Origin of the sequence: Cytobacillus sp. FSL K6-0265, from assembly GCF_038003465.1 — a bacterium.
Taxonomy (GTDB): Bacteria; Bacillota; Bacilli; order Bacillales; family Cytobacillaceae; genus Cytobacillus; species Cytobacillus stercorigallinarum.
The window spans coordinates 2619285-2643044 of record NZ_JBBOPE010000001.1 but is presented as its reverse complement, the minus strand read 5'-3'; the positions used below and the strand labels follow the sequence as shown (position 1 = coordinate 2643044).

The window sequence follows — 23760 nt, the reverse complement described above, 5'->3', positions numbered from 1 at the left end:
TTTTGAAATATCATTCCATTATGCGTGTTCGTATAACAAGGTACAAAGGAAAAAATAACGTTAACGGACGGAACAGTAATAAATAAAATGATGTACTTCTAAGAATCCACCTACATAATGTAGAATTACTAAGGCAGATACAAGAATTTGATAGTGAAACAGAAAAGCTCCAATGATCTATAAAAAAGTTAAGGAATCACTTCTATTAATAGCTAAATGTATACAATTGCATGATAATGTTAATGAAATAAAGGGATTAGTCGGCATTACAATGCTTAAATAAAGTTGTGGGAAATTAGGGTTTGAAACATTTGCCATCCACAACCGATATTATAAATTATTGAAAAAGCTTTCGTGCTACCAATTTATTTTTTTTCTTCATAATAGTGTATCAAAAAGAGAAAAGCCATCTCCTATATATTTATTCATGTCGAAAGATCGCTTATATAAATATAAAAACATCTAATAAAATAGCTTAGCCTCAACATTTTCTTTTAGTTAACTTCTTCAAAGAAAAAAAGGATTGTCCGCGATTCTTGCTTCTTGCTATGCAAACAAAAAATTCCAGCTATTTAAATTGGAAAACATCCTGTCGGTTGCACCTGCTCATAGGAAAATAAGATCATGAGGAAGCTCAGGAATTATATAGGAATATACATAGGTCTTCCTTGTCATCTACGGTACCAAGCAGAATATCTTTGATGGTTATATTTGGATAGGTATCTTGAAGTTTTTATGAATCCATTCTTCATCCCTGCCTAATTGATGCAATTGTTTACAATCAATCGTTCCCTCTTTTATAACGGCATTTGGAAAATAAAAAGGTTTGACAGGTTGGCTAAATGTGACGGCTGTTAAAGGCATATGTTCCGTCTTCAGAAAGATGGAAACCTTGCCACCATGCTCCCATAAGGCAAGTGCGACTTTTTGGATTTCTTCAATATTCTTCATTCGCAATTCGGTCTGCAGTTCATCAAGTGAAATTCGGGCACGTTTCATATTACGGTTATTAATCATTCCATTTTCTATTAATGGAATCGGATCGGTGATAAACCACTTTCTAAAATGTCTAAAATGCAAACTTAGGTAGATTCCGATTATATACAAGATTAAAATAACACTCATTGTAATCATCGACCCTTCCAGACCTAATCCTTCATCGGACAGCGGATGGGCAATAATATTTCCAATAATCAGCACGATAACAAAATCGAGAAGTCCTACTTGGGAAAGGGAACGCTGACCCATTAATTTGACAAGTATGACGAAAAACACAAATCCAACAATGGCCCGGAGCATCCATTGGACAATAGTTAAAGATTCCTGTGAAGTGAAAAATTCCATAATCTTACACACCCTTTAAACAGAATTAGAAAAGAAGACTTATCTTGATCAGCCTGAATTCATAAGATAAGAAAATATATAATTTGGACAAACTGGTTTTAGCAGTGCCATGTCCGGCACGAAAGCTGAAGCAAGACTTCCCAAACCTCATGACTCTATAAGCGGGTATCGACTCGAGCGAAGTTTCCCCTGTATTTCCTTTTATCCCTCATTCTTTGTACTATTATTTTCCAATTAATAAAATTTATTACTATAAATTGATTCCAGCGGTTAGTTATTCTTTTATCTGAAACAGTGACAAGAAAGAAGATCGACTTTAATGACGATCTTCTGATTCATTCGTATTCAATTAACCTGTCCCGTTTGTTAAACAAGAAAAAAAGAACGCTCCAGCAATCCTCATCTTTAACTCTTGCATCCGTTAGTTCAATAAGAATTTAATTACTTTAACTAAATATTTTGTGGAAGGGTGAAGGAGAAAAATAGACGCAATTCAACACTCGTGCCAGTTCTCCTTCACTATATTTAAAATAGAGACGGTGCATAAAAAAATTAATTCAATTAAGCCATAGCGTTTCGCTAGAACTAGAGCGTCTCATCCAATTTCTGAATCTTTGAGTCGGAAATTAAATATACATTGCCAAAAATGTCGATTTTGTTTTCTTTTACACGTACAGCGCAATCTTTGTTTGACGCATAAATATTTATTTCTTCCGATAGGGGAGATAGTTCGCTTTGAACCAGTGCCATGTTATTTTCAAGATCAAAATGAGACAGGACGGAAAAATTATCAAGACCGATTCCGTCGTAAACAGAGCTCATTTCAACTTTATCTCCAAAGTTTTTCGAGCATAACCATTTAGCGGACATGTTGATTGCCCCAGCGCTTGCTCCCATTACAACGGCGTTGCTTTTTTTAATCGAATCCGATAATTCATACTCCATCAAAAAACCATTTTGATTAAGGATATTGCCACCCAACAAGAAAATGACGGAAGCATTTTGAATTATCGTTTGGGCATCTTCCTTCTGTAAGCGATAATTAATTAAATGATATTCATTAAACATAATGCCAGCCTGGTCAAGCCACGACCGTTCAGTAGCACCATCATCTTCAAAAACAGATGGATTCGAGCTAATCATAGCAAGCGATTTTCTATCAGTTATATCCTCCTGTAACGCCCTGCCCAGATTCTCTGAAAAAAAATTGTTAAACCAACCTAAATAATAGTGAGTTTTCATAAGTACCTCCTCAGCAAAGTGTAAATAACATTTATTCTTGAGTCACTCATTCTGTTTTCTTGTCACTCTCAATATGGCCGATTGTTAAACACAATTTAAACAACACTGTTCGACTAGCCTGCCCTGTTTGTTAAACAAGAAAAAAAGAACGCTCCAGCGATAATCATCTTTAACTCTTGCACCCGTTAGTTCAACAATTTTTTATAAGAAAATATAATAATTCTGTTACTCCTATAAAAGTAAACAAGTAAAGAAAAGGAGAATTAGCTTTACCAAAATCTACTCACTTTGAAGTGTCTCTACTTTATCCCACGCACTTGATATATCTGGTTTGTAGTTTCTTGTTTTGATATAACCGTCTAACATCATACCGACTATATAGATTATATGAATTATAATTGAACCAATAAATGCTTGTATAATTATCTTCATTTAGACAACCTCATTTACATCTACATTACCATAATAACCCATATTATTCTTCAAGTAACCTGCGTATTATGTTAATAACGACAAAGAAAAAAGCTGCCTCAGCAACCCTCCTACTTATACTTAATCACCCGTTTGTTTAAAACGATTGATGTTCTAATTCTTCATAATACTTTTTAGGATTATCAATATTTTTTTCAATGAAATATTTAGCTTGCTGCTTGAACAGATTTATGTAAGAATCTTGGTTCATTGATAAATCTCCTAATTCATCAACACTTCCCTCGACTTGAAAGGGTATTCGAGGTTACATCCACAACGACAGTCATATATGTTTTATTTTTATATGAGACCGTACCAACCACTTGTTTCTGTTCTAAATCAACCCTAGTAAATTCGTGTTTAACTCCTGTTGGTTTAAAGGTTGTATATCCAACATTAGATTTAAATGTGCTTTTCGTTATAAAGAGCAAGCCAACAAGTGTTAAAGAAAACAATAAAACTAAGTAAACTTTATTCCTCAATTTTTTCACTTTCACTAAGTAATTTTTACTTTCTGATTATTAATTCATATTATTGGTTATTGTGCTATACTGCCTCCTAGTATAACAAGAAAACAGATGCTACCTCTGCAAACCCTTTAATAAATTATTTTGTTGAATGAGAGGAAAGTCCTCTCCCGATAAGGTTTGCAGAAACCGGTTTCCTTCCCAATTCTCTTGCCCAAATTGATAATTGTCCTATATGGTGAATTTCGTGAGCAATGGCATGGCGCATAACTTCACCCCAAGTATCTGTTACAATTCTTCCATCTGGCAGGGTATCGTAAAATAATTGATTTTCCATACTTGCATCCCAATTGTTCACAAAGTTCTCTACTTCCATATGAAATTCTGCGTCCAATTTTCGAATCTTGTCCAAGCTGTTATAATAATCAAAACTCTCCTGAAAGTCCGCTTTTCCCTGTAATAGACGTATCCAGCTCCACTCGACATCAACAATATGGAAAAGTGTATGTAATATACTGCCCATACCACCAGTTCGATTTTGCAAAAGCTCTTCCTCACTTAAATCTTCACACCAGTTATACCAATCTTTTCGTATCATCCAGTTATATTTAAAAAGTGTTTGCAATAAAACCCCTCCGCAATAAAAAATATTAACCTTAAAATATACGTTTGGAATATAAAAAACTTTACTTACTATATACTATTTCTTCAGTCATAGTTTAAATTCCTTGTTCAACTAACCTGCCCGGTAGTTCAAGAAGAACGGACAAGATCACGATGTATGCTCTTCATTTTTAAACAACTTTATTATTTTTTAAATAACATTATTAATCGTGAACAGCTGACCGTGTTTAATAAAAGTAGTGGGGTAGCTTCTTAGCAAACTTTTTTATATTCACTAGGACAGAGTACTCTATGTTATTTTCGTTTTTTCAACATTTTATCATTCATGGCATACCTCTCTTTCGTAGAATAGACAAGACAAGCTTGTTATAATAGAACAAGGACTTTAATTAGAAAGGATACGTTGAGAGCATGAACTTACATCAAACAGCCCTTGTATTAGAAGGTGGAGGAATGAGAGGGGCTTACTCCGCTGGTGTTATGGAATTATTTTTGGATAAAGGTATGATTTTTCCATATGTAATTGGTGTTTCTGCAGGAGCAGCCAATGCTGCCTCCTATTTATCGAAACAAAAGGGCCGTAACAAGAAGGTAAGTGTGGAGTATGTATCTGATCCTAGATATTTATCCTTGCGAAATTATCGAAAATCTAAACAATTATTTGGGATGGACTTTATTTTTGGTGAAATTCCAAATAAGCTCGTTCCCTATGATTATGAAACGTTCTTTAACGGAGAAAGTGAGTTTATAATTGGTACAACCGATTGTTTGAGTGGAGAAGCTGTCTATTATGGGAAGAAAGACTATGGAGAAAACTTGTTGCTCCTATTAAAGGCATCAAGTTCATTACCTTTTATTGCCCCAGAAATTTCTTTTAATAACCGAATGCTACTCGATGGCGGTATTTCTGATTCTATACCCATAAGAAAAGCACAAGCAGATGGATATGATAAAGCTGTTGTTGTTTTAACACGTCCAAAAGGTTACCGAAAAAAACCGTCAAGAATGAGTTTTTTGTTACGAAGAAAATATCCACAATATCCAGGGCTTCAAAGAGCAATGATGAATCGTTACAAAATGTATAACGAAACCGTTGACTATTTAGAGAAGCAAGAAAAAGAGGGACAAGTGGTAATCATTAGACCTGAGACGGTGGATGTGGGAAGAATGGAACGAGACTTAAAGAAATTATCTGCCTTTTATGAGCAAGGTTATAAGGATGCAGAAGCTAGTTTATCAAGAATTGAAAAGTTGGTGAAAAAAGATAATTTCCTTCTCTCATGAAAGAGGAGAATTGTCTTTTTTTCTTTTGATTAGCGGTAAAAATGAATATTACTCATGATTTCCTTCTTTCTATAATAGATTGGTAGTAATTCATTTTTATGAGAGAATCGGGGTAGGAAGTTCATGAATATTCAGCAATATTATCAACAATCAGCACAAGCCTCTCTTAATGGTAGTTTACTTGCATGTATACCACTATGGATATTAGTCATTTATCATAGTTTCTTTCAGGAGATCAGCGGGCTTCTTTGGTGGTGTTTGCCCTTTGTTTTATATAGTGGGATGTCTTATCAAAGCTATGTGTTAGCAAATAATCAAGCAAAGGTACGTTCACATACATTAACAAATAGTAAGCAAATCAATCTATTCTCACAAAGGGAATTTCTTATAGGGTTTTTACCAGCGCCGAATTTAAGACTGTTATTATTTAATAGAGATGGTAGAACGGTTGGAGAGATACGTGATTTAGCTTTTCATAAATGGCGCTGGTTTTTGCCTACATTTGTCGACCGCTGGATATACAGAAATCGCTATGCATTATTTGTTGATCATAAGGTGCTTGCTACAATTACAGTGCGTAAACCTAATATCCAGATAGAATATAACGGTAAAACGATTCTTCTACACTATGACAATAATAAGCGCTTTATTTGTCAAAAAGATAGCCGAGCTTATACGCTAAGATATGAAAGGACTTTTATGAATTTATTGGTTCAATCTGAGAATGGGAGGGAGTTAGGGAAATTACAGAAAGGATGGATTCCGAGAGAATGGACGGAATCGTTCAAAGTAAACAACACCCCCTTTTTAACGATGAATCAACCTCTGACTGCAGATGAACAATTAATTTTTTATAGTTTATTAATCCTATATGTTAAAAACATTCAACATTAAAGTAAAAGATTCGCTAAAGTTGTCTCAACTATAGTATGATTAAGACAGTTTTGAAAAGTGTTCTAAGTTGAGGTGTTCTATGAGAAAGTTTTTAATCATTGCGGCTTCATTACTTATTATTTTATTGATCGTAGATCGGACTATTCTAAAGGACAAAGGTTTATTGTCACAAGTACAAATTGACCAATATGAGGAAATAGAAAACCCAGAAAATGTAGCTGTTGGCTTGGAAATTGGTGAGAAGGCACCTGAAATTCAGTTGGAAACACTGAATGGTGAGTCATTTCAACTAAGTGACTATGAAGGAAAGAAAGTATTACTTAATTTTTGGGCAAGCTGGTGCGGACCTTGTGAAGAAGAAATGCCTTATATGGAAAAAGTTTATAAAGAATATAAAGAAGACGGATTTGAAGTCATAGCTGTAAATATGACGAAAACGGAAAGAAACGAAACAAATGCCGCTGATTTCGTGAAAGAGAAAGAACTATCGTTCATCATCCCAATGGACCCTGAAGGCATTGTCTTAGATGACTATGAGGTGATTGCCTATCCAACGAGTTATTTCATTGATTCGGATGGGATTATTCGAAATAAAGTATTAGGTGCGCTAAATGAAGACTTCTTGGAAAAGGAAATTTTACGTTTACCATAGAGGATGTTTTCTAAAACGAATGTGTGGGTATAAATGTATGATAATATGTTATTAGATTAAGCATTAAGGGTGTGGAAAATTGAGTACATCAACAATTCTAAAATGGATAACAGGTGCATGTGAAGCGTTTCTTGGCATTCCTTTTCTCGGAGGGATTTTTATTCTCTCAAATGGTTGGGTGCCACTCATTGTTATGTTTTTCCTTCATGTAATCACACTTGTACTATCTGCAAGAGATGGAGTAAACAAGTACGGTAGTATCACAGGTATCATTACTTCTATTATTGGTTGGATTCCGGTTGTCGGAATGATTATGCATATCATTACAGCGTTGTTAATATTTGTAGATGCTGGCCTTAGTTCAAAAAAAAATAAAACGAATGTGTATTAAAACGAAACGAGCCGATGAAATAAGTCACGGCTCGTTTTTGTATAAGTTTTATTATAGGGCAGTCCAACCGCCGTCAATCACTAACTCTGTACCAGTGACAAATCTTGCTTCGTCTGATGCTAAGAAAAGGACACCGTAAGCGACATCTTCAGGGTTGCCGAAATAAGGCAACTGCGTATAAGTTTGATAGAACGGTAAGGCAGATTCCATGGAAGGAGCGGTCATTGGTGTTGAAATGATTCCTGGGTGTACAGAATTGACCCGAATATTTTCCTTTCCATATTCAACTGCTGCAGATTTGGATAAGACTCGTAATGCTCCCTTAGCTGCTGTATATGGACTTGTTCCTGCCATGCCAACTATGCCACCGATGGAAGAAATATTGACAATGGAACCGCTGCCATTTTTCTTTAATTCAGGGATGACATATTTCATGCCGATTACACAACCATTTAAGTCGATATCTAAAATTTTATTCCATTCCTCCATTGACATTTGTTCTAGTGTTTTAGGAGAAGCGACACCCGCATTGTTAATCAAGATATCGAGTTTACCAAATTGTTCAATGGTTTTATTTACAACTGCTTGCCATTGCTCCTCAGATGTCACATTATGAGCAAGGGCGATCGCCTCACCACCTGCTTCTTTAATTTCTGCAACTACTTTATTTAAGGTTTCCATTTGTAAGTCAGTCGCTACAACTTTAGCGCCTTCTTTCGCGAATAACTTTGCTTCTGCTGCACCCATCCCGTTAGCTGCACCAGTAATAATGGCTACTTTTCCTTCTAATCTTCTCATGATAGAATACCCCCATTTGGTAAAAATTTTAGAGCATATCGTACGATTTTTAATACAACTAGTTGCTTTATCAACAATCCGTTGATAATCTGATTATAACAACAGATGAAAAAATACAGCAATGAACAAAAAAATTGAGATTGTCGCATACTCAACAGTTTATTCATTTTTGTTTAAAACTAAGGACAATTAATACAAGGAGTAGAAGAATGTCGAAAAAAGAAAAAGTAGATCCACGTGTAGTAAGAACGAAGCGAATGTTGACTGACGCCTTAATTGCTTTAATAGAAGAACAAGGTTTTGAAAAAGTGACGGTGCAGGCAATTACAAAAAAAGCGATGCTAAATCGAGCGACTTTTTATCTCCATTTTACAGATAAATATGATTTGCTTGAACAAAGTACGGATGACATGATCGTTGAATTAAAAGAAGCCATGAAGACTTCTTTCATTGCAAGTAAAGGGACGTATGCTGCTGAAACACCAAATGAAAGCTTTATTCAATTATTTACCCAAATTGGCGCATATGATTATATATATAGAGTGTTGCTATCTGAAAGTACAATGCCTCATTTTCGAGATAAACTAACAACTGTGTTGAGCGAATTTATTGCAGATGGCATGACCGTAATGCAACCAGATGATAACTTATTAACCATACCGAGAGAGATGGCTATTCGCTTTTACGCCTCTGCGTTTTTAGGGGTAATTATATGGTGGTTAAAAAATGATTGTCCGTATACCGCTAAATATATGGCTGCGCAACTCATGAAAGTTACCATTCAAGGACCGTATAAACAAATTGTGATAGAACAGAAACCCTCTTTATAAAAAGGGTAGATGAAAATAAAGTTGACAAAATCTTAATAGATGATAAACTGAAAATGTGTAAACGGTTACAGATTTGGGTGTAACGCGTTACATATCAAATGAATAGTAATTAATTGATATTTGTTTTTTTCTGAAATATGTAACCCGTTACATACATTTCCTTATCATGTGGGAATAACGTTACAAATAATGAATGTTTTCTATGTAACGGGTTACATACTATCTTTGGAAATAAGTATAATAACAGTATATAACAAGGAATTTTATGTAAGGTGATGATTCATATAGCCACAATTAAAGAAGTAGCAAAGTACGCAAATGTATCTGTTGCAACTGTATCGAGAGTGATTAATAAAAAAGGCTATGTCCAAAAGGAAACGCAAACAAAAGTAGAAGAAGCAATCAAAGCATTAAACTACCGCCCTAATAATGTTGCGCGGAGTTTATTTAAAAAACAGTCAAAAATGATTGGCTACATTGTCCCGGATATTACTAACCCATTCTTTCCTCAACTTGTTCGTGCAGTGGAAGATGTGACGGTAGCACAAGGGTACACAACCTTTTTATGTAATAGTGACGACAATTTAGAGAAAGAACTAATGTATCTAAATAAAATGGCGGAAAATTATATTGATGGTGTGATCATTGTGTCTAATCATATGAATGAAAATCATCTCGCCAATTTACAAATACCCGTAGTTGCACTGGACCGTGTGTTTCATGAAAGTATTCCTTCTGTGACCATTGATAATTATCGGGAAGCGAAAAGAGCGGTTATGCATTTAGTTGAAAACGGCTGTGAGAAAATCGCCCATATTAGTGGTCCTGAAAATATTATCAATTCCCAACTCAGGAAGAAAGCGTATCAAGATGTCATGATGGCTCTTGATAGACCTATGTATATAAGTGAAGGGCATTATCAAATGAAAACAGCCCAAGAAGCAACATTTCGTCTTCTTCACGAACATAAGGATATTGATGCCATATTTACTGGTAATGATGTGATGGCAGTGGGTGCACTAAAGGCATGCACGAAGCTTGGAATAAAAGTACCGAACGAACTCCAGATTATCGGTTTTGATGGTATTGAGTGGACAGAAACTGTTTCACCAGAAATTACAACTATCGCTCAACCAATATATGAGATGGGCAAAAAAGCAGCAACAATGCTTTTGAATAGAATCAACGGTAATGAAGAAGGTCAGGACCATATTGTTTTCCCGACAGAATTAAAAATGAGAGAAACGACAAAGCATTAAAAAGACAGAAGGAGAGTGATTAGATGATTACAGTAATTGGAAGCATCAATATGGATCTAGTCACGGTAACAAATATAAATCCATCAATGGGAGAAACCGTGATGGGAGAATCATTTTTTACTGTGCCAGGTGGTAAAGGGGCGAACCAAGCAGTGGCTGCAGCTAAGCTTGGAGCGAATGTGAAAATGATTGGTAAAGTAGGCGATGACCCTTTTGGTCAGGAATATATGGATTATTTTAATGAGCTGCAAATCAATACGGAAAGTATCCAAGTAGAAAAAGGTGTCCGAACTGGAACAGCAAGCATTACAGTGTACAACCATGATAATAAAATAATTGTTGTACCTGGTGCCAATCATTTAATGACTAGTGAAGTCATTGAAACTTATCGCGATGATATTTTAGCGAGTGAATGGGTGCTTCTGCAATTAGAAATTCCATTATCTGCAGTAGAAAAAGTGCTAGAAATTGCGGCGGAAGGCAATGTTGGCGTCATTTTAAATCCTGCTCCTTTCCATCATATTCCTTCGCATTGGTTTGAGCTTGTGACCTATTTAACACCGAATGAATATGAAGCGAAACAATTATTCGAAGCGTATAAAAATGATGCGGAAGCAATTGAATTACTGAAAGAAAAACTTGTCATTACAAAAGGAAGTGAAGGGGCTGCGTTCTTTAAACAAGGAGAACTCATGACCATTCCTGCTGTAAAGGTAAAAGCAGTTGATACGACTGGAGCGGGTGATACATTTAATGGTGCTTTAGCTGTTGCCCTTGATGAAGGTTTAACATTAGACCAGGCCATTACTTTCGCTATAAAGGCTGCAGGTTTATCTGTAACGAAACTGGGTGCCCAAGTAGGGATGCCGATAAAAGCCGAAATTGAAAAAATGGAAGTGAATCATCATGAAGAAACAAGGAATGCTGAATAGTGAAATAGCGAAAGTCATCAGTGATATGGGCCATACAGATACGATTGTGATTGCTGATTGTGGGCTACCTATTCCAGATGGCGTGAAAAAAATCGACCTTGCTCTAAAGATAGGAACACCTTCTTTTCTAGACGTTTTAAATGAATTGGAAAAAGAACTAATGATTGAGCGAGTCACATTAGCAGATGAAATGAAGACAGATAATCAACCGCTATTCTTAACAATAAAAGACAAGTTCACTCATTGTGACTATGTGTCGCATGAAGCCTTTAAGAAAGAAACAAAAAAAGCAAAGGCGATAATACGAACTGGAGAAGCATCCCCTTACGCTAACATCATTTTAACGTCAGGAGTGATTTTTTAATGAAGCAATCATCAATAATAGAAATGAAGAATATTCATAAATCCTTCTATTCAGTGGAAGTGCTCAAAGGCGTTGATTTTGACTTAAGAGCTGGGGAGATCCATGCACTTATGGGTGAGAATGGGGCAGGGAAATCAACCTTAATTAAAATCCTTACAGGTATCCATGAAAGCAATCAAGGTGATATTTATTATAAAGGGAATAAGACTGTATTTTCTTCACCAAAAGATGCAGAAAAAAATGGCATTGCTGTCATTCATCAAGAGTTAAATATTATTCCTTATTTAACAGTGGCTGAAAATATGTTCTTAGGTAAAGAATTAAATACTTTCGGTTTATTAAAGACGAGAGAGATGAATGTAAAAGCAGAAAAGTATTTAAAGCGTTTAGGGATTGAAATGGATGTAAAACTGCCTGCTGGAGAACTTTCTGTTGGACAACAACAAATGATCGAAATTGCACGAGCAATCGCTGCCAATTCTGAGGTTCTTATCATGGATGAGCCAACAGCCGCGTTAACAGATAGAGAGATTGATACATTATTTACTGTTATCGATCAATTACGAAAAGAGAATGTGGCAATCATTTATATATCTCATCGCATGGAAGAGATTTTTAAAATGTGTGACCGCATTACAGTTTTACGAGATGGGCAATCAATAGGAACGAAATATACCACAGACACCTCATTCGATGAAATCGTGAAAATGATGGTTGGTCGAGAAATTGGTGAGCGTTACCCAGCTCGGACAGCAACAATTGGTGATGTTTTTTTCAAGGTGGAGAACTTAAGTGTGAAAGGTCATTTTTCTAACATTTCATTTGATGTTAGAAAAGGTGAGATACTTGGAGTTGCCGGTTTAATGGGAGCTGGGAGAACGGAAATCATGGAAGCGATTTTTGGGTCAAGAAAGAAATCGTCTGGGAAAATATACTTGAATGGTCAAGAACTCCACATTCGTGCACCAAAGCAAGCAATTGCTGCCGGTATCGGCTTTATTACAGAAGACCGAAAAGATGAAGGTCTGATACTTGGATTAAGTGTAAGGGAGAATTTAGCCGTTCCTAATTTAAAAGCGCTTTCGCAAAGTGCCATTATGTCTACTAAAAAGGAAAAAGCTTTCTCTAAAGAAATGATAGAGAAATTAAAAATTAAAACAGCTGGTCCAGAACAAGAAGTTAAGAATTTAAGTGGTGGGAACCAACAAAAAGTGGTCTTTGGAAAATGGCTAGGAATCGATCCAACACTGTTAATTTTGGACGAACCTACACGTGGTGTCGATGTAGGAGCAAAAAAAGAGATATATACGATTATGAATGAAGAAACGATGAAGGGCCATTCCATTATTATGGTCTCATCTGAGTTGCCAGAGATACTAGGCATGTCTGATCGTATTATGGTGATTCATGAAGGGAAAGTAGCTGCCATTCTAGAAAAAACGGATGCGACTCAAGAAAAAATTATGGAAGCAGCAACAGGAGGGAACAAAGCATGAACAAAATTAGTAAAGGCATCGGCTCCATTCAAAAGCTAGGACCGGTTTTAGGTTTATTACTCATTATTATTATTTTATCGGTTATGAGTCCAAGCTTTACAACAGCTGACAATATACTTAACGTACTAAGACAAGTTTCAATTAATGCTTTAATTGCGTTTGGAATGACATTTGTTATCTTGACAGGTGGTATCGACTTATCAGTCGGTTCGATTTTAGCGCTATCTTCGGCACTGACTGCAGGTATGTTAGCAAGTGGTATGGATCCAATATTAGCCGTTCTTCTCGGTTTATTAGCAGGTGCTTTAATGGGACTTGTCAACGGTGTAATTATTGCAAAAGGTAAAGTCGCTCCTTTTATTGCAACATTAGCGACAATGACAATTTTCAGAGGGTTGACACTTGTTTATACAGAAGGTCGACCAATTACTGGATTATCTGATGCTTTTAGCTTTCAAATGATTGGTAAAGGTTATTTTCTCGGTGTACCATTTCCTGTTGTTACGATGCTGTTAGCATATTTATTTTTATACTTCTTATTAAAGAAAACAACGTTTGGTCGCGGTGTTTATGCGATTGGTGGGAATGAAGAAGCCGCTAAGCTCTCTGGTTTAAAAGTGGATCGCTTGAAAATGGGTGTTTATGCGATTTCAGGGCTGTTTGCTGCTGTAGCCGGAATTACGTTAACTTCTCGTCTTGACTCTGCACAGCCAACAGCTGGTACAAGTTACGAATTAGATGCCATTGCGGCTGTTGTACTTGGTGGGACAAGTCTTTCAGGCGGACGCGGATGGATCTTTGGTACATTAATTGGTGCTTTGATTATTGGTGTACTAAATAATGGTTTGAATTTATTAAACGTATCATCTTTCTACCAACAAGTGGTGAAGGGCGGCGTCATTCTATTAGCTGTACTAATTGATAGAAAGAAAGCTGCTTAACATATATGATTTGCAAACCTATGAAGGAGGAATACTCACATGAAAAAAATATGGAAGCTTCTAACTTTGGTTTTAGTAGTCGCTTTATTAGGTGCATGTTCATTAAATAATGGGGCTGATGATAATGAAGCAACTGGTAGTGATGAAAAAGCATCAGGTGAAAAAACAATTGGTCTATCAATTTCTACATTAAATAATCCTTTCTTTGTGACACTACGTGATAGTGCAGAAGCAAAGGCAAAAGAGCTTGGTTATGCGATTAAAACAGTAGATGCGCAAGACGACCCAGCAACACAAGTGAGTGATATTGAAGATTTAATTCAACAAGGGGTAGATTTATTAATTGTGAACCCAGCCGATTCAGCAGCGGTTGCTTCTGCCATTACATCAGCTAATAATGCAAATATCCCGGTTATTACTGTGGACAGAAGTGCTGAAGGTGGCGAAGTTGTCGCTCACGTAGCTTCTGATAATGCAGAAGGCGGTAAAATGGCAGGAGAATTTATCATTGAACAACTTGGTGGCGAAGGAAAAGTAGTAGAACTTGAAGGGATCCCTGGTTCATCGGCAGCACGTGAAAGAGGTGCAGGTTTTAACGAAGCAATTGAAGCATCTGACAATGTGGAAGTGGCAACAAAACAATCTGCGAATTTTGATCGTGCAGAAGGCTTATCAGTAATGGAAAACATCATCCAAAGCAATAATGATGTTCAAGCTGTATTTGCTCATAATGATGAAATGGCGCTTGGTGCTTATCAAGCACTAACGGCTGCTGGATTGAAAGATGTCATTGTTGTTGGATTTGACGCAACAGATGATGCCGTCGCGGCAGTAGAAGGTGGCGACATGGCAGCAACAGTCGCTCAAAAACCAGATAGAATGGGCGAGCAAGCTGTAGAAACAGCCAAAAAAGTACTCGATGGTGAAACAGTGGAAGAATTTATTCCTGTTGAGTTAGAGTTAATTAAATAAAGAAAAAGATAGTGTTTGAATGAAGCGCGTGTCGATTCTGCTTTAAGGTGGAATGAACACGTGCTTTTTTTATTTTCTAAGTGAACGCAGGTGATGGAAAAACGTGTAAAAAAATATATAGTCGCTTATTTAGAAATGAGTGTATAATTATGGTAATCATTATATTTTGTGAAGAATCGAGTGGTAGAATGATCCCTGCAAATAATTTCGGAGTTGATATGACGAACGCCGCAACGCCTTATTTTCAAGTAGTGAAGGACAATCGAATTCGGTTTGGTTTGGAGACATTCAGACAATATCCCGGTTTAGCGAAAAGCTTATTTCATCACCTATTTCCTATAGAGCAAAAGTTAGATATGACGTTTATTTCTGGTTATCAAGATATTGATAGCAATAGGGTAAGGAGAGAAAAGTTAAATTTACGTCGATTTTTCAAGATAAATAATTGGTCTAATAAAGTAGTTTGGCAAGAAGAAATGGGTTGTTATTTTGTCTATACAACGGTAAATCATGTGAAATCATCCGCGTTTTTTCGCTATACCCTTAAAATGGTTGATGGTCATACTTCGCTTTATATTTGTTTTGTGCATCGCGATTGTTTATTTTATATTAGTTCTGATGTACTGGATATTGTTGCAAATGCGCATACGATAAGGAGATTAAAAGAACTATTTCCTGAAATGTATGATACTTTCTACGAAGATGATTAATCTTCTGTGAAAATTAGCAAATAATGTTATCGTCTTCAAAAAATAAATTTCGTACTATTTACAAAAAAACTGTTATATGTATCCGTTGTCCAATGATTAAAGGATAGGAGAAAAATGATGAATATAAACAGGAAAGATTTACTTAATGCTGCATGGATTATTGGAATTTGCTTTATACTGGGATCGTGTACTATTGCTGGAGCGATTGAGAGCAATAGTTCAGTGAATGATGATTATTATGAACAACAAAGATTCAATGACAATTTTGAAAGGTTTATTGAAATACTCGAAGTGAAAGGGAATTAAATAAAAGAGCAGAAAGAAAATGCTATGACTAAAATATGGCGGTAAATTGTGCTTTACACAGGTGAAAAGAAAAAAGTAAAGTGGTGATTAGATGTCTAGCGATTTAAATAGAATAAATACCTTATTTGCCGAAAAAGCAGAATACTGGGATTTAGATGATTTACAGATTGATTATTTGAATGAAACCATTTCTTTAAAATTACTCAGTTGTCATAAACAACAGATTAAGAAAACCTACATTTTTATAAAGGAAGTGATGTCGTTCTTTGTTTATCAAGAGGCTATTGTAGGGACGATACGTTTAAATGACCGTCGTTTTACTGAGGCGAATTTATTAAGCGAAATTAGTTATCACAACAATGGTTTTGGTCATATAAAAATTGAAAGCTTAGAATCAGATCTGAAAGAAATCGAGAAATTACATGCAAAAACCAATTTCTATTTTCAAGTAAATAATAAAGACAATTTTTTCATTGAAGCCAATAGTGTGCAAATCAATGATGAACTGTTTGTAAACCTTCTTGCAGAAAGTGGAACACTTAAATATATAGACTGATGACCTTTGTACTGAGTGAAGAAAGAATGATTTTGAGATTCAGTATTGCTTTCATAAAGATTTAAAGATATGCTAGATGTAGAGACTATTATACATAATAGTAGTCTTGTAATTTCATAGAATATCCTTCGGGGCAGGGTGAAATTCCCAACCGGCGGTGATGAGGGTGACCTCTTAGTCCGTGACCCGGGCTCAGGAATGAGAACGGTGGATTTGGTGTAATTCCAAAGCCGACAGTATAGTCTGGATGGGAGAAGGATGCGTGTGTGTAAAAACGTTCAAAAACAGTTGATTTTGACGTTTATTTGGCCATGATTACTTTTCCCGTATACGTATTCGTATACGGGTTTATTTATTCATGAGTCTTTTTTAAGAATGGTGGTGATGAAATGGGATAACTATAAGTGTGAGTCGAACTTTTTTTGTAATATTCAACAAACTCTCCCGATACCGCGTCTTTGCCCCGAGCGGAAAATTCCAACTTTTATTAAAACGAACAAATCTTATACAGAGAGGTTGATCATTCTGTTTACAGGTATTATCGAAGAAATCGGTACTGTACAACGAACGATTCAGCGCGGATCTACTATTCAAATAGTGTTAAATGCTACAAAGATTATGGATGATATCCATATCGGTGATAGTATCGCTGTGAACGGCGTTTGTTTAACAGTGACCGAATTCCAACAAAGAAGTTTTACAGCAGATGTGATGCCAGAAACTTTTCATGCGACATCGCTTTCCTCATTAAAAGTAGGGAGCAAGGTGAATTTAGAAAGGGCGATGTTAGCAGGTGGACGATTTGGCGGCCATTATGTAAGCGGTCATGTGGATGAAACGAGAAAAATTCTAAAAAAACAAAGAGTAGAAAATGCGATTTATCTTTCGGTTGCCTTATCCGAGCAATATCAGCATTTAATTCTACCGAAAGGATCTGTTGCTGTTGATGGCACTTCATTAACAGTGATGGAGGTTGGGGATGGATATTTTACGATTGCGCTAATTCCTCATACAGCTGAAGAAACGGTGATTAGTGAAAAATCGGTAAATGATCCCGTTAATATTGAATATGATTTATTTGCAAAGTACGTAGTTGCCTTTACAGACACATCAAAACGTGAAAGAAATTTCCAACAGTTATTAGAGAATAATGGATTCTTAAGTTAGGAGGGAACATATGAGTCACTCAATTGAAGAAGCGATAGCTGACTTGAAAAAGGGAAAAGTGATTATCGTTTGTGATGATGAGAATCGTGAGAATGAGGGTGATTTTATCGCTGTTGCCGAGTATGCATCAGCTGAAACGATCAACTTTATGGCAACAGTGGGAAGAGGGCTTATTTGCGTGCCGATTGAGCAGTCAATCGCCAAAAAGCTAGACTTGCATCCGATGGTTACTAATAATACAGACAGTCATCAAACCGCCTTTACAGTCAGTATTGATTATAAAGAGACAACGACTGGTATAAGCGCATTTGAACGGTTTTTAACCGTAGAAAAGATGTTAGACGAAGAAACACAAGCAAAAGACTTCAATCGTCCAGGTCATATTTTCCCCCTTGTAGCGAAGGATGGTGGCGTCCTTGAGCGCTCAGGACATACGGAAGCGGCAGTTGATTTAGCGAAGTTGGCTTGTGCAAGTCCAGTCGGGATTATATGTGAAATTATGAAAGAAAATGGTGAAATGGCTAGAGTAGCAGAGTTAGAGAAAGTAGCAGAAAAATATGATTTGAAGATGATTACGATTGAACAATTAATCTCTTATAAGCAATCACAATTATTAACAAACTAATATAGGAGTGAAGTAGAATGAATACAATACTAGAAGGACATTTAATTGGTACGGGAATGAAAGTAGCCGTTGTTGTATCGCGGTTTAATGAGTTTATTACAAAAAAATTATTAGATGGCGCATTGGATAGCTTCAAGCGTCACGATGTAGCTGAGGAGGATATTACGATCGCTTGGGTACCTGGTGCGTTTGAAATTCCCCTAGCGGCAAAAAAACTCGCAGAAAGTGGCAAATACGATGCGGTCGTTGCCCTTGGAACAGTCATTAGAGGGGCCACGCCACATTTTGATTATGTGAATGCAGAGGTAGCCAAAGGAGTAGCAGCGACTTCATTGCAAACAGGCATACCAGTAATCTTTGGTGTGTTAACAACTGATTCTATTGAACAAGCGATTGAGAGAGCGGGTACAAAAGCAGGTAACAAAGGCTGGGAGGCAGCTGTTAATGCGATTGAAATGAGTAATTTCAATAAACATTTTCGTTAATAATTAATTTTCTTTGCTCCCTCTTTCTTTTTCTCGTTATAATAATATTAACGGTTATATTCACATGAATAATGGTTATAGCATGAATAGAAGTTAAATGAAGAGCCTAAAAGAGAAAGAGGGTTTATGATGAAATTAGAATTAATTAAATGTCACGGTTCGGGAAATGATTTTTTTATCATTGATGAGATGGAGCAGTCGTTTGGCTGGAGTGATAAAGAACGAGCGAACTTAACGATTAGTCTTTGTAATCGTACCAGCGAACTTGGTGCGGATGGGATTTTATTTATATTAGCAAGTGAAGATGCTGATGCGAAAATGCGAGTTTTTAATGCAGATGGTTCTGAAGCTTCCATGTGTGGTAACGGTCTTCGTTGTGTCGCGAGATATGTATGTGAGAAATTGAAAATCAAAGAGGCGACAATTGATACGATGAAAGTTACCCTTCAAGTTAGTAAAGAAGACGATATTTATAAAGATATCCCTACTTACAAGGTAGAAATTTCTCCGGTGTCTTTTGATGTTGCTACTTTGCCACTTCACATTGATCAGCATCAATTAATTAATGAAAAGATTGAAGAGCTTTCAGAAGATATCGCTTTTACTGCTCTTTCTGTTCCTAATCCCCATCTTGTGGCTATTGTCGAAAAAGAGGAGTTGCAATCAGATATTCAAGAGGAATTAAGTTTGTATGTCAACGGAGAAAATGATTACTTTCCTGATGGGGTAAATGTGAGTTTCGTCAAACCTCTTCCAGAAAGTGGCATCTTTGTTCGTACGTATGAAAGAGGAGTGGGCTTTACAAATGCATGCGGAACAGCGATGTCCGCTTCATGTTTAGTTACTTGTATGCAAAGTATCAATACCTATGAGCAACCGATTGAGGTTTATAACAACGGTGGTAAGGTCCGTTGTGTTGTTCATAAGCAAAATGATACCTTTACAATCGATCTGATTGGTAACGCCAGCTTTGTCTATCAATGTACAATTGAAGTAGATATAAATCACCCGGGGACATTTACCATCGATAGCTCAGAAGAATATATTGAAGAAATGATGCAATATGCGAAGTTACAACAAGAGGCTTCTGCTTTTTTAACCAAGCAATTAAATGCTTAAGAGCCCTTGTATGATTATTAAGAAAGAAATAAGTTTTGAACCGAAACGGCACTAAGCGTAAATAGTGTTGTTTCGGTTTTTTTGTTTTTGCATCTCAATTGCAGGTCGTTCATATGATATTTGCATTGCTATTGTAGCTTCTAAAATGACGAGTAAACCACATTTACTAAGGTTTCACTTGTGTATAGCCTTATCCTTTTAATGAATGAATAATGTTTGCGATTGTGTCATTTTTGGTTTCGAAAAAGCTTGCCATTGGACATGGATCAGTTAAACGAGACTTACTAATGTTGTCCAATGTAAAGTTCTTCCTTTGCAGTTGTTTGTCCACTTCGTCCCAATAGAGTGGGGCTGCTACAATTGCTCCTTCTCTGCCTCTTGGAGAGTAGGGCGCAATCATCGTTTTTCCTTCTGCATGTTGAATATAATCGATATATAACTTTTTCCCGCGATTCTTTTTCATCCTTTCTGTCGTATATAAATCTGGGTTTTTTTCAACTAAATAGGAAGCTATGAATGAAGTGAACAGTCTCGTATCCTCATAAGAAAAATGATGATGCATAATTGGGATATGTACTTGTATCCCCTTTCCACCCGTTAATTTTGGAAAGCCAATAATATTTAATTCCTCAAAAATCTTGTTTAGTTTCTGTGCAGCAGTAACAGCTAGTAAAAAATGTGTTTCATCAGGTGGGTCAAGGTCGAACACAATTTCAAGCGGATGTTCACTGTCAATTGTTTCAAAAGGGGTATGATACTCTAGTGCTAATTGATTACCTAGCCAAACAAGTGTAGATAAATCATTACATAAGATATAGTCGATTTCGTCTTTTGTAAAAGAAGTAACAAATGACGGTGCATAATCAGGTTTATTCTTCTGATAGAAAAATTCTTTCCCTATATAGCCATGTGGATAGCGAATGGTTGTTAACAATCTATTCTTCACAAACGGTAACAACCGTGGAGAGACGGAAACAAGATAAGCAATGAGTTGCTCTTTATTAATCTTTGGGTTGTCCCATAACGGTTTTTCCGGGTGGGTCACTTCAATAGAAGGATCGATGTTAGCATTTTCTATCAATAATCTCTCCCATGTACATGTATCCCATTGCTCATTCGGTAAGAATTGCATAAATTGAGGCAGTATAAAAGTATCCTCAATTATGTCTCGAAAGCAAAGTTGAATACAAATGCTTGGGGAGATGGTGTATTTTGTTTGATTTACTTTACTTCCATTTTTTTGAATCAATTTTACTAAAATAGCCAATTCCTGTTCGTTTAGACCTTCAGAAAATTCACCCATTACCTTTACTTCATTTTGTTGTACGATACTATATTCAAACTGATTAGTTGTAATATTCCAGCCGGTAATAAAGAAACGACCTTTTTTCCTCATATTGACCTTCAACATCCTTTTTCATTCATTCTGTTTCCATTCATAAAACGTATTACACATGGTCATAGTATGGTTAGATTAAAAAAAGACATACAAGCGAGGAGCAATCCAATGAAGCCAATTATTCCTTTTGAACCAAAAATGACAAATGAGATTCCAAAAGGCGATCAGTGGATTGCGCAGGTAAAGTGGGATGGTACAAGGATATTGTCCTATTATGAAAAAGAGAAATTGACGCTCTTTAATAGAAAGGGAAATGAGCGCACCCTCCAATATCCGGAAATACAACGATTGCCATCATTGATTAAGGGGAATTCCTTCATTTTAGATGGAGAAGTAATCGCTTTTCAAGATGGTGTACCCTCTTTTTATGATGTAATGAGAAGAGATCGCCGGAAAAATACAATAACGATCAATCAATTACAAACAGAAATTCCAATTACTTATATGATATTTGACCTCTTATATTATAACGGTAAATGGCTGATTGAAACCCCATTACATAGACGCCAGGATATGTTAAGGGAAATGATCCAGCCAACAAATGAGATTCAAATTGTCCAAAGTTTTAGAGACTGCCATTCATTATATGAAGCAGTCATAGAGCAAGGGCTAGAGGGCATTGTATGTAAAGATTTAAATAGTAATTATATATTAGGTGGAAAAGATGAACGCTGGTTAAAAAAGAAAAAAGAACAGGACCTTATTGCTGTTGTTGGAGGGGCAACTTATAATGGATCACTTATTCGTTCACTTGATTTAGGTGTATATAATGAAGAGGGTGAGCTCATTTATATCGGCAGTGCAGGTTCGAGCAAGCTTACTTTAAAAGATTGGCGTGAAGTGACAGAAGTGACAAACCAAATTATTCAGGAGAAAAGTCCATTCCATAATTATAGTGGATTATTAAAAAAACATGAATGGTTATCCCCGGTTTTAAAAGTGAAGGTTACTTTTTTAGAATGGACAAAAGATCATACGATGAGGCAACCAGTCATTCAATCGTTTGTTTTTTAAAAAGTTTAAGGATAGGTTTTTGCCTACAGCAAATTTAGGTGTTTTACATAGGTTATAAGGAGTATATAGAGAGAACGACTATAGAGGAGGTTATCTATTGACTCAACACTTTTACCCGGCAGCTACACAGACTCATTTTTATAGAAGGCCTTATGGGGGTCGTCCTGGTTTCGGGGGAGGCCCAGGTTTTGGCGGTCCCGGTTTTGGGAGACCCGGTTTTGGTTTTGGTGGTCCATTTTTAGGCGGTGTGGCGACAGGCTTATTGGGTGGCGCATTATTAGCACCTCTGGTTTATCCGCCTTATCCACCTTATCCTGTATATCCACCATACCCACCTTATCCAGTTTATTAAAAAAATCAACAAACATCACAGCTGAATCTGTGGTGTTTGTTGATTTTTTCATTGTTTTTTGTAAAGATAATGCTTCATGAAGACATATAAAAAGAGATGTAGCTAATCTTACCAACAATGTACGTGTATATGAATAATTCACAGAGAAAAAATACAACTAATAAGAATGGAGGAGGTTTACTGATGCACACAATGTGGAAGGGAAGCATAAGTTTCGGTTTAGTGAATATCCCGATCAAATTGCATGCGGCAACTGAAGATAAAGATATTAAATTGCGTAATTTGCATAGTAAGTGTCATTCACCTATTAAGTATGAGAAAGTATGTCCTGTATGTGATGAACCTGTTGATCAAAGTGATATAGTAAAAGCATATGAGTACACGAAAGGGAAGTTTATCGTCCTTGATGAAGAAGAATTACAAGCGTTGAAAAAAGAAAATGAAGATAAAGCGGTGGAGATTTTAGATTTTGTTAAAATAAATGAAGTAGATCCGATATATTTTTCCCGCTCTTATTATATTTCACCTGGAGATAGTGGATCGAAAGCTTATGCCTTATTAAGGGAAGCTTTAAAGGAGTCTGAAAAGGTAGGAATAGCGAAAATCATCATTCGTGCAAAAGAACAGCTAGCTCTTTTAAGAGTTTTTCACAACACTTTAGTAATGGAAACCATCCATTTCCCTGATGAGGTGAGAAATTTTGCAGATGTGCCTAATATTCCTGCGGAAGAAAAAATAGCCAAAAAAGAATTAGATACGGCATTATTATTAATAGACCAATTAACAACAACGTTTGAACCTGAGAAATATACTGATGACTATCGCCAAGCACTTCTAGACTTGATTGAAACAAAGAAAAATGGGGAAGAGGTAGTAACAACAAATCAACAGCAACCAAAGAAATCCAATGTTACGGATCTAATGGCGGCATTACAAGCATCCATCGATCAAACAAAACCATCACAACCAAAAAAAGAAAAAACAACAACGAAGTCAAAAAAGAAAAAATCAACGACTTCTGCAAAAACAAAGAAGGAAGCATAGATTTGATCGTTCAATTGGAGAA

25 protein-coding genes, 2 pseudogenes and 1 riboswitch are annotated in these 23760 nt (G+C 36.2%); of the genes and pseudogenes, 22 read left to right on the top strand and 5 right to left on the bottom strand.

The window, feature by feature from the left end; genetic code table 11:
* Nucleotides 1-172 precede the first annotated feature (172 nt).
* Nucleotides 173-466, top strand: a pseudogene (locus MHH73_RS22480) (YkoP family protein).
* 239 nt (nucleotides 467-705) lie between these two features.
* On the opposite strand, the gene MHH73_RS13310 reads toward MHH73_RS22480, so the two are convergent.
* The 3 genes from MHH73_RS13310 to MHH73_RS13300 form a co-directional block, all read right to left on the bottom strand.
* The gene (locus tag MHH73_RS13310; protein WP_225230403.1) at nucleotides 706-1344 is read right to left on the bottom strand and encodes a DUF421 domain-containing protein; all 639 of its coding nucleotides are present in this window, start codon (nucleotides 1342-1344) and stop codon (nucleotides 706-708) included.
* A 585-nt stretch (nucleotides 1345-1929) separates the two neighbouring features.
* Nucleotides 1930-2586 (bottom strand): Type 1 glutamine amidotransferase-like domain-containing protein, encoded by a 657-nt coding sequence (locus MHH73_RS13305; protein WP_191811192.1) that lies wholly within the window; start codon nucleotides 2584-2586, stop codon nucleotides 1930-1932.
* A 1077-nt stretch (nucleotides 2587-3663) separates the two neighbouring features.
* Nucleotides 3664-4149 carry a DinB family protein gene (locus MHH73_RS13300; RefSeq protein ID WP_191811194.1) on the bottom strand — a complete coding sequence of 162 codons (486 nt, stop codon included), beginning with the start codon at nucleotides 4147-4149 and terminating at the stop codon, nucleotides 3664-3666.
* A gap of 410 nt (nucleotides 4150-4559) precedes the next feature.
* Here MHH73_RS13300 and MHH73_RS13295 point away from each other — a divergent pair, with 410 nt between their 5' ends.
* The 4 genes from MHH73_RS13295 to MHH73_RS13280 all read left to right on the top strand — a co-directional run bounded on the left by MHH73_RS13295 (nucleotide 4560) and on the right by MHH73_RS13280 (nucleotide 7369).
* Complete coding sequence (locus tag MHH73_RS13295) at nucleotides 4560-5432, top strand: patatin-like phospholipase family protein (protein ID WP_191811199.1); 873 nt, start codon at nucleotides 4560-4562, stop codon at nucleotides 5430-5432.
* Between the two features lie 123 nt (nucleotides 5433-5555).
* The gene (locus MHH73_RS13290) at nucleotides 5556-6326 is read left to right on the top strand and encodes a hypothetical protein (protein WP_341067388.1); all 771 of its coding nucleotides are present in this window, start codon (nucleotides 5556-5558) and stop codon (nucleotides 6324-6326) included.
* 79 nt (nucleotides 6327-6405) lie between these two features.
* On the top strand, nucleotides 6406-6978 hold the full coding sequence (locus tag MHH73_RS13285; protein WP_341067386.1) for a TlpA disulfide reductase family protein: 573 nt from the start codon (nucleotides 6406-6408) through the stop codon (nucleotides 6976-6978).
* Between the two features lie 79 nt (nucleotides 6979-7057).
* Complete coding sequence (locus MHH73_RS13280; protein ID WP_341067384.1) at nucleotides 7058-7369, top strand: hypothetical protein; 312 nt, start codon at nucleotides 7058-7060, stop codon at nucleotides 7367-7369.
* 51 nt (nucleotides 7370-7420) lie between these two features.
* Here MHH73_RS13280 and MHH73_RS13275 read toward each other — a convergent pair whose 3' ends face one another.
* The gene (locus MHH73_RS13275; RefSeq protein WP_191811208.1) at nucleotides 7421-8167 is read right to left on the bottom strand and encodes an SDR family NAD(P)-dependent oxidoreductase; all 747 of its coding nucleotides are present in this window, start codon (nucleotides 8165-8167) and stop codon (nucleotides 7421-7423) included.
* A 209-nt stretch (nucleotides 8168-8376) separates the two neighbouring features.
* On the opposite strand from MHH73_RS13275, the gene MHH73_RS13270 reads away from it, so the two are divergent.
* The 14 genes and pseudogenes from MHH73_RS13270 to dapF all read left to right on the top strand — a co-directional run bounded on the left by MHH73_RS13270 (nucleotide 8377) and on the right by dapF (nucleotide 19929).
* Complete coding sequence (locus tag MHH73_RS13270) at nucleotides 8377-8997, top strand: TetR/AcrR family transcriptional regulator (RefSeq protein ID WP_191811209.1); 621 nt, start codon at nucleotides 8377-8379, stop codon at nucleotides 8995-8997.
* Between the two features lie 275 nt (nucleotides 8998-9272).
* Entirely contained in the window at nucleotides 9273-10256 is a 984-nt protein-coding gene (locus MHH73_RS13265) for a LacI family DNA-binding transcriptional regulator (protein ID WP_225230405.1), read from the top strand.
* A 23-nt stretch (nucleotides 10257-10279) separates the two neighbouring features.
* Nucleotides 10280-11188, top strand: coding sequence for a ribokinase (gene rbsK / locus MHH73_RS13260; protein ID WP_191811212.1), 909 nt, complete (start codon nucleotides 10280-10282; stop codon nucleotides 11186-11188).
* On the top strand, nucleotides 11163-11552 hold the full coding sequence (gene rbsD / locus MHH73_RS13255) for a D-ribose pyranase (protein ID WP_341067380.1): 390 nt from the start codon (nucleotides 11163-11165) through the stop codon (nucleotides 11550-11552). The genes rbsK and rbsD overlap by 26 nt, the downstream gene beginning before the upstream one ends.
* A complete protein-coding gene (locus MHH73_RS13250) occupies nucleotides 11552-13048 on the top strand; it encodes a sugar ABC transporter ATP-binding protein (RefSeq protein WP_191811216.1) in 1497 nt (498 codons plus the stop codon). Before rbsD ends, MHH73_RS13250 begins: the two co-directional genes overlap by 1 nt.
* A complete protein-coding gene (locus MHH73_RS13245; protein WP_191811218.1) occupies nucleotides 13045-13989 on the top strand; it encodes an ABC transporter permease subunit in 945 nt (314 codons plus the stop codon). Before MHH73_RS13250 ends, MHH73_RS13245 begins: the two co-directional genes overlap by 4 nt.
* A gap of 39 nt (nucleotides 13990-14028) precedes the next feature.
* The gene (gene rbsB, locus MHH73_RS13240; RefSeq protein WP_341067376.1) at nucleotides 14029-14961 is read left to right on the top strand and encodes a ribose ABC transporter substrate-binding protein RbsB; all 933 of its coding nucleotides are present in this window, start codon (nucleotides 14029-14031) and stop codon (nucleotides 14959-14961) included.
* 149 nt (nucleotides 14962-15110) lie between these two features.
* Nucleotides 15111-15671 carry a hypothetical protein gene (locus MHH73_RS13235; protein ID WP_341067374.1) on the top strand — a complete coding sequence of 187 codons (561 nt, stop codon included), beginning with the start codon at nucleotides 15111-15113 and terminating at the stop codon, nucleotides 15669-15671.
* A gap of 117 nt (nucleotides 15672-15788) precedes the next feature.
* Nucleotides 15789-15977, top strand: coding sequence for a hypothetical protein (locus MHH73_RS13230; protein WP_341067373.1), 189 nt, complete (start codon nucleotides 15789-15791; stop codon nucleotides 15975-15977).
* A 91-nt stretch (nucleotides 15978-16068) separates the two neighbouring features.
* Nucleotides 16069-16533, top strand: a complete 465-nt coding sequence (locus MHH73_RS13225; RefSeq protein WP_341067371.1) for a YxiG family protein — start codon at nucleotides 16069-16071, stop codon at nucleotides 16531-16533.
* A 120-nt stretch (nucleotides 16534-16653) separates the two neighbouring features.
* Nucleotides 16654-16796, top strand: a riboswitch (FMN riboswitch).
* Between the two features lie 262 nt (nucleotides 16797-17058).
* Entirely contained in the window at nucleotides 17059-17700 is a 642-nt protein-coding gene (gene ribE / locus MHH73_RS13220) for a riboflavin synthase (RefSeq protein ID WP_445662545.1), read from the top strand.
* A gap of 10 nt (nucleotides 17701-17710) precedes the next feature.
* Nucleotides 17711-18301: pseudogene (ribB, locus tag MHH73_RS13215) on the top strand (3,4-dihydroxy-2-butanone-4-phosphate synthase); the annotation flags it as partial.
* A gap of 41 nt (nucleotides 18302-18342) precedes the next feature.
* The gene (ribH, locus tag MHH73_RS13210; protein ID WP_191811231.1) at nucleotides 18343-18810 is read left to right on the top strand and encodes a 6,7-dimethyl-8-ribityllumazine synthase; all 468 of its coding nucleotides are present in this window, start codon (nucleotides 18343-18345) and stop codon (nucleotides 18808-18810) included.
* Nucleotides 18811-18939: 129 nt separating this feature from the next.
* Nucleotides 18940-19929 carry a diaminopimelate epimerase gene (gene dapF / locus MHH73_RS13205; protein WP_341067366.1) on the top strand — a complete coding sequence of 330 codons (990 nt, stop codon included), beginning with the start codon at nucleotides 18940-18942 and terminating at the stop codon, nucleotides 19927-19929.
* 190 nt (nucleotides 19930-20119) lie between these two features.
* On the opposite strand, the gene ligD is transcribed toward dapF, so the two are convergent.
* Nucleotides 20120-21325, bottom strand: a complete 1206-nt coding sequence (gene ligD, locus MHH73_RS13200; protein WP_341067364.1) for a DNA ligase D — start codon at nucleotides 21323-21325, stop codon at nucleotides 20120-20122.
* Nucleotides 21326-21436: 111 nt separating this feature from the next.
* Between ligD and MHH73_RS13195 the strand changes: the two genes are divergently transcribed.
* The 3 genes from MHH73_RS13195 (at nucleotide 21437) to ku (ending at nucleotide 23738) form a co-directional block, all read left to right on the top strand.
* A complete protein-coding gene (locus MHH73_RS13195; RefSeq protein WP_341067362.1) occupies nucleotides 21437-22342 on the top strand; it encodes an ATP-dependent DNA ligase in 906 nt (301 codons plus the stop codon).
* A 97-nt stretch (nucleotides 22343-22439) separates the two neighbouring features.
* Nucleotides 22440-22694 (top strand): spore coat protein, encoded by a 255-nt coding sequence (locus MHH73_RS13190; protein ID WP_341067360.1) that lies wholly within the window; start codon nucleotides 22440-22442, stop codon nucleotides 22692-22694.
* Nucleotides 22695-22877: 183 nt separating this feature from the next.
* A complete protein-coding gene (ku, locus tag MHH73_RS13185; protein WP_341067359.1) occupies nucleotides 22878-23738 on the top strand; it encodes a non-homologous end joining protein Ku in 861 nt (286 codons plus the stop codon).
* Nucleotides 23739-23760 lie beyond the last annotated feature (22 nt).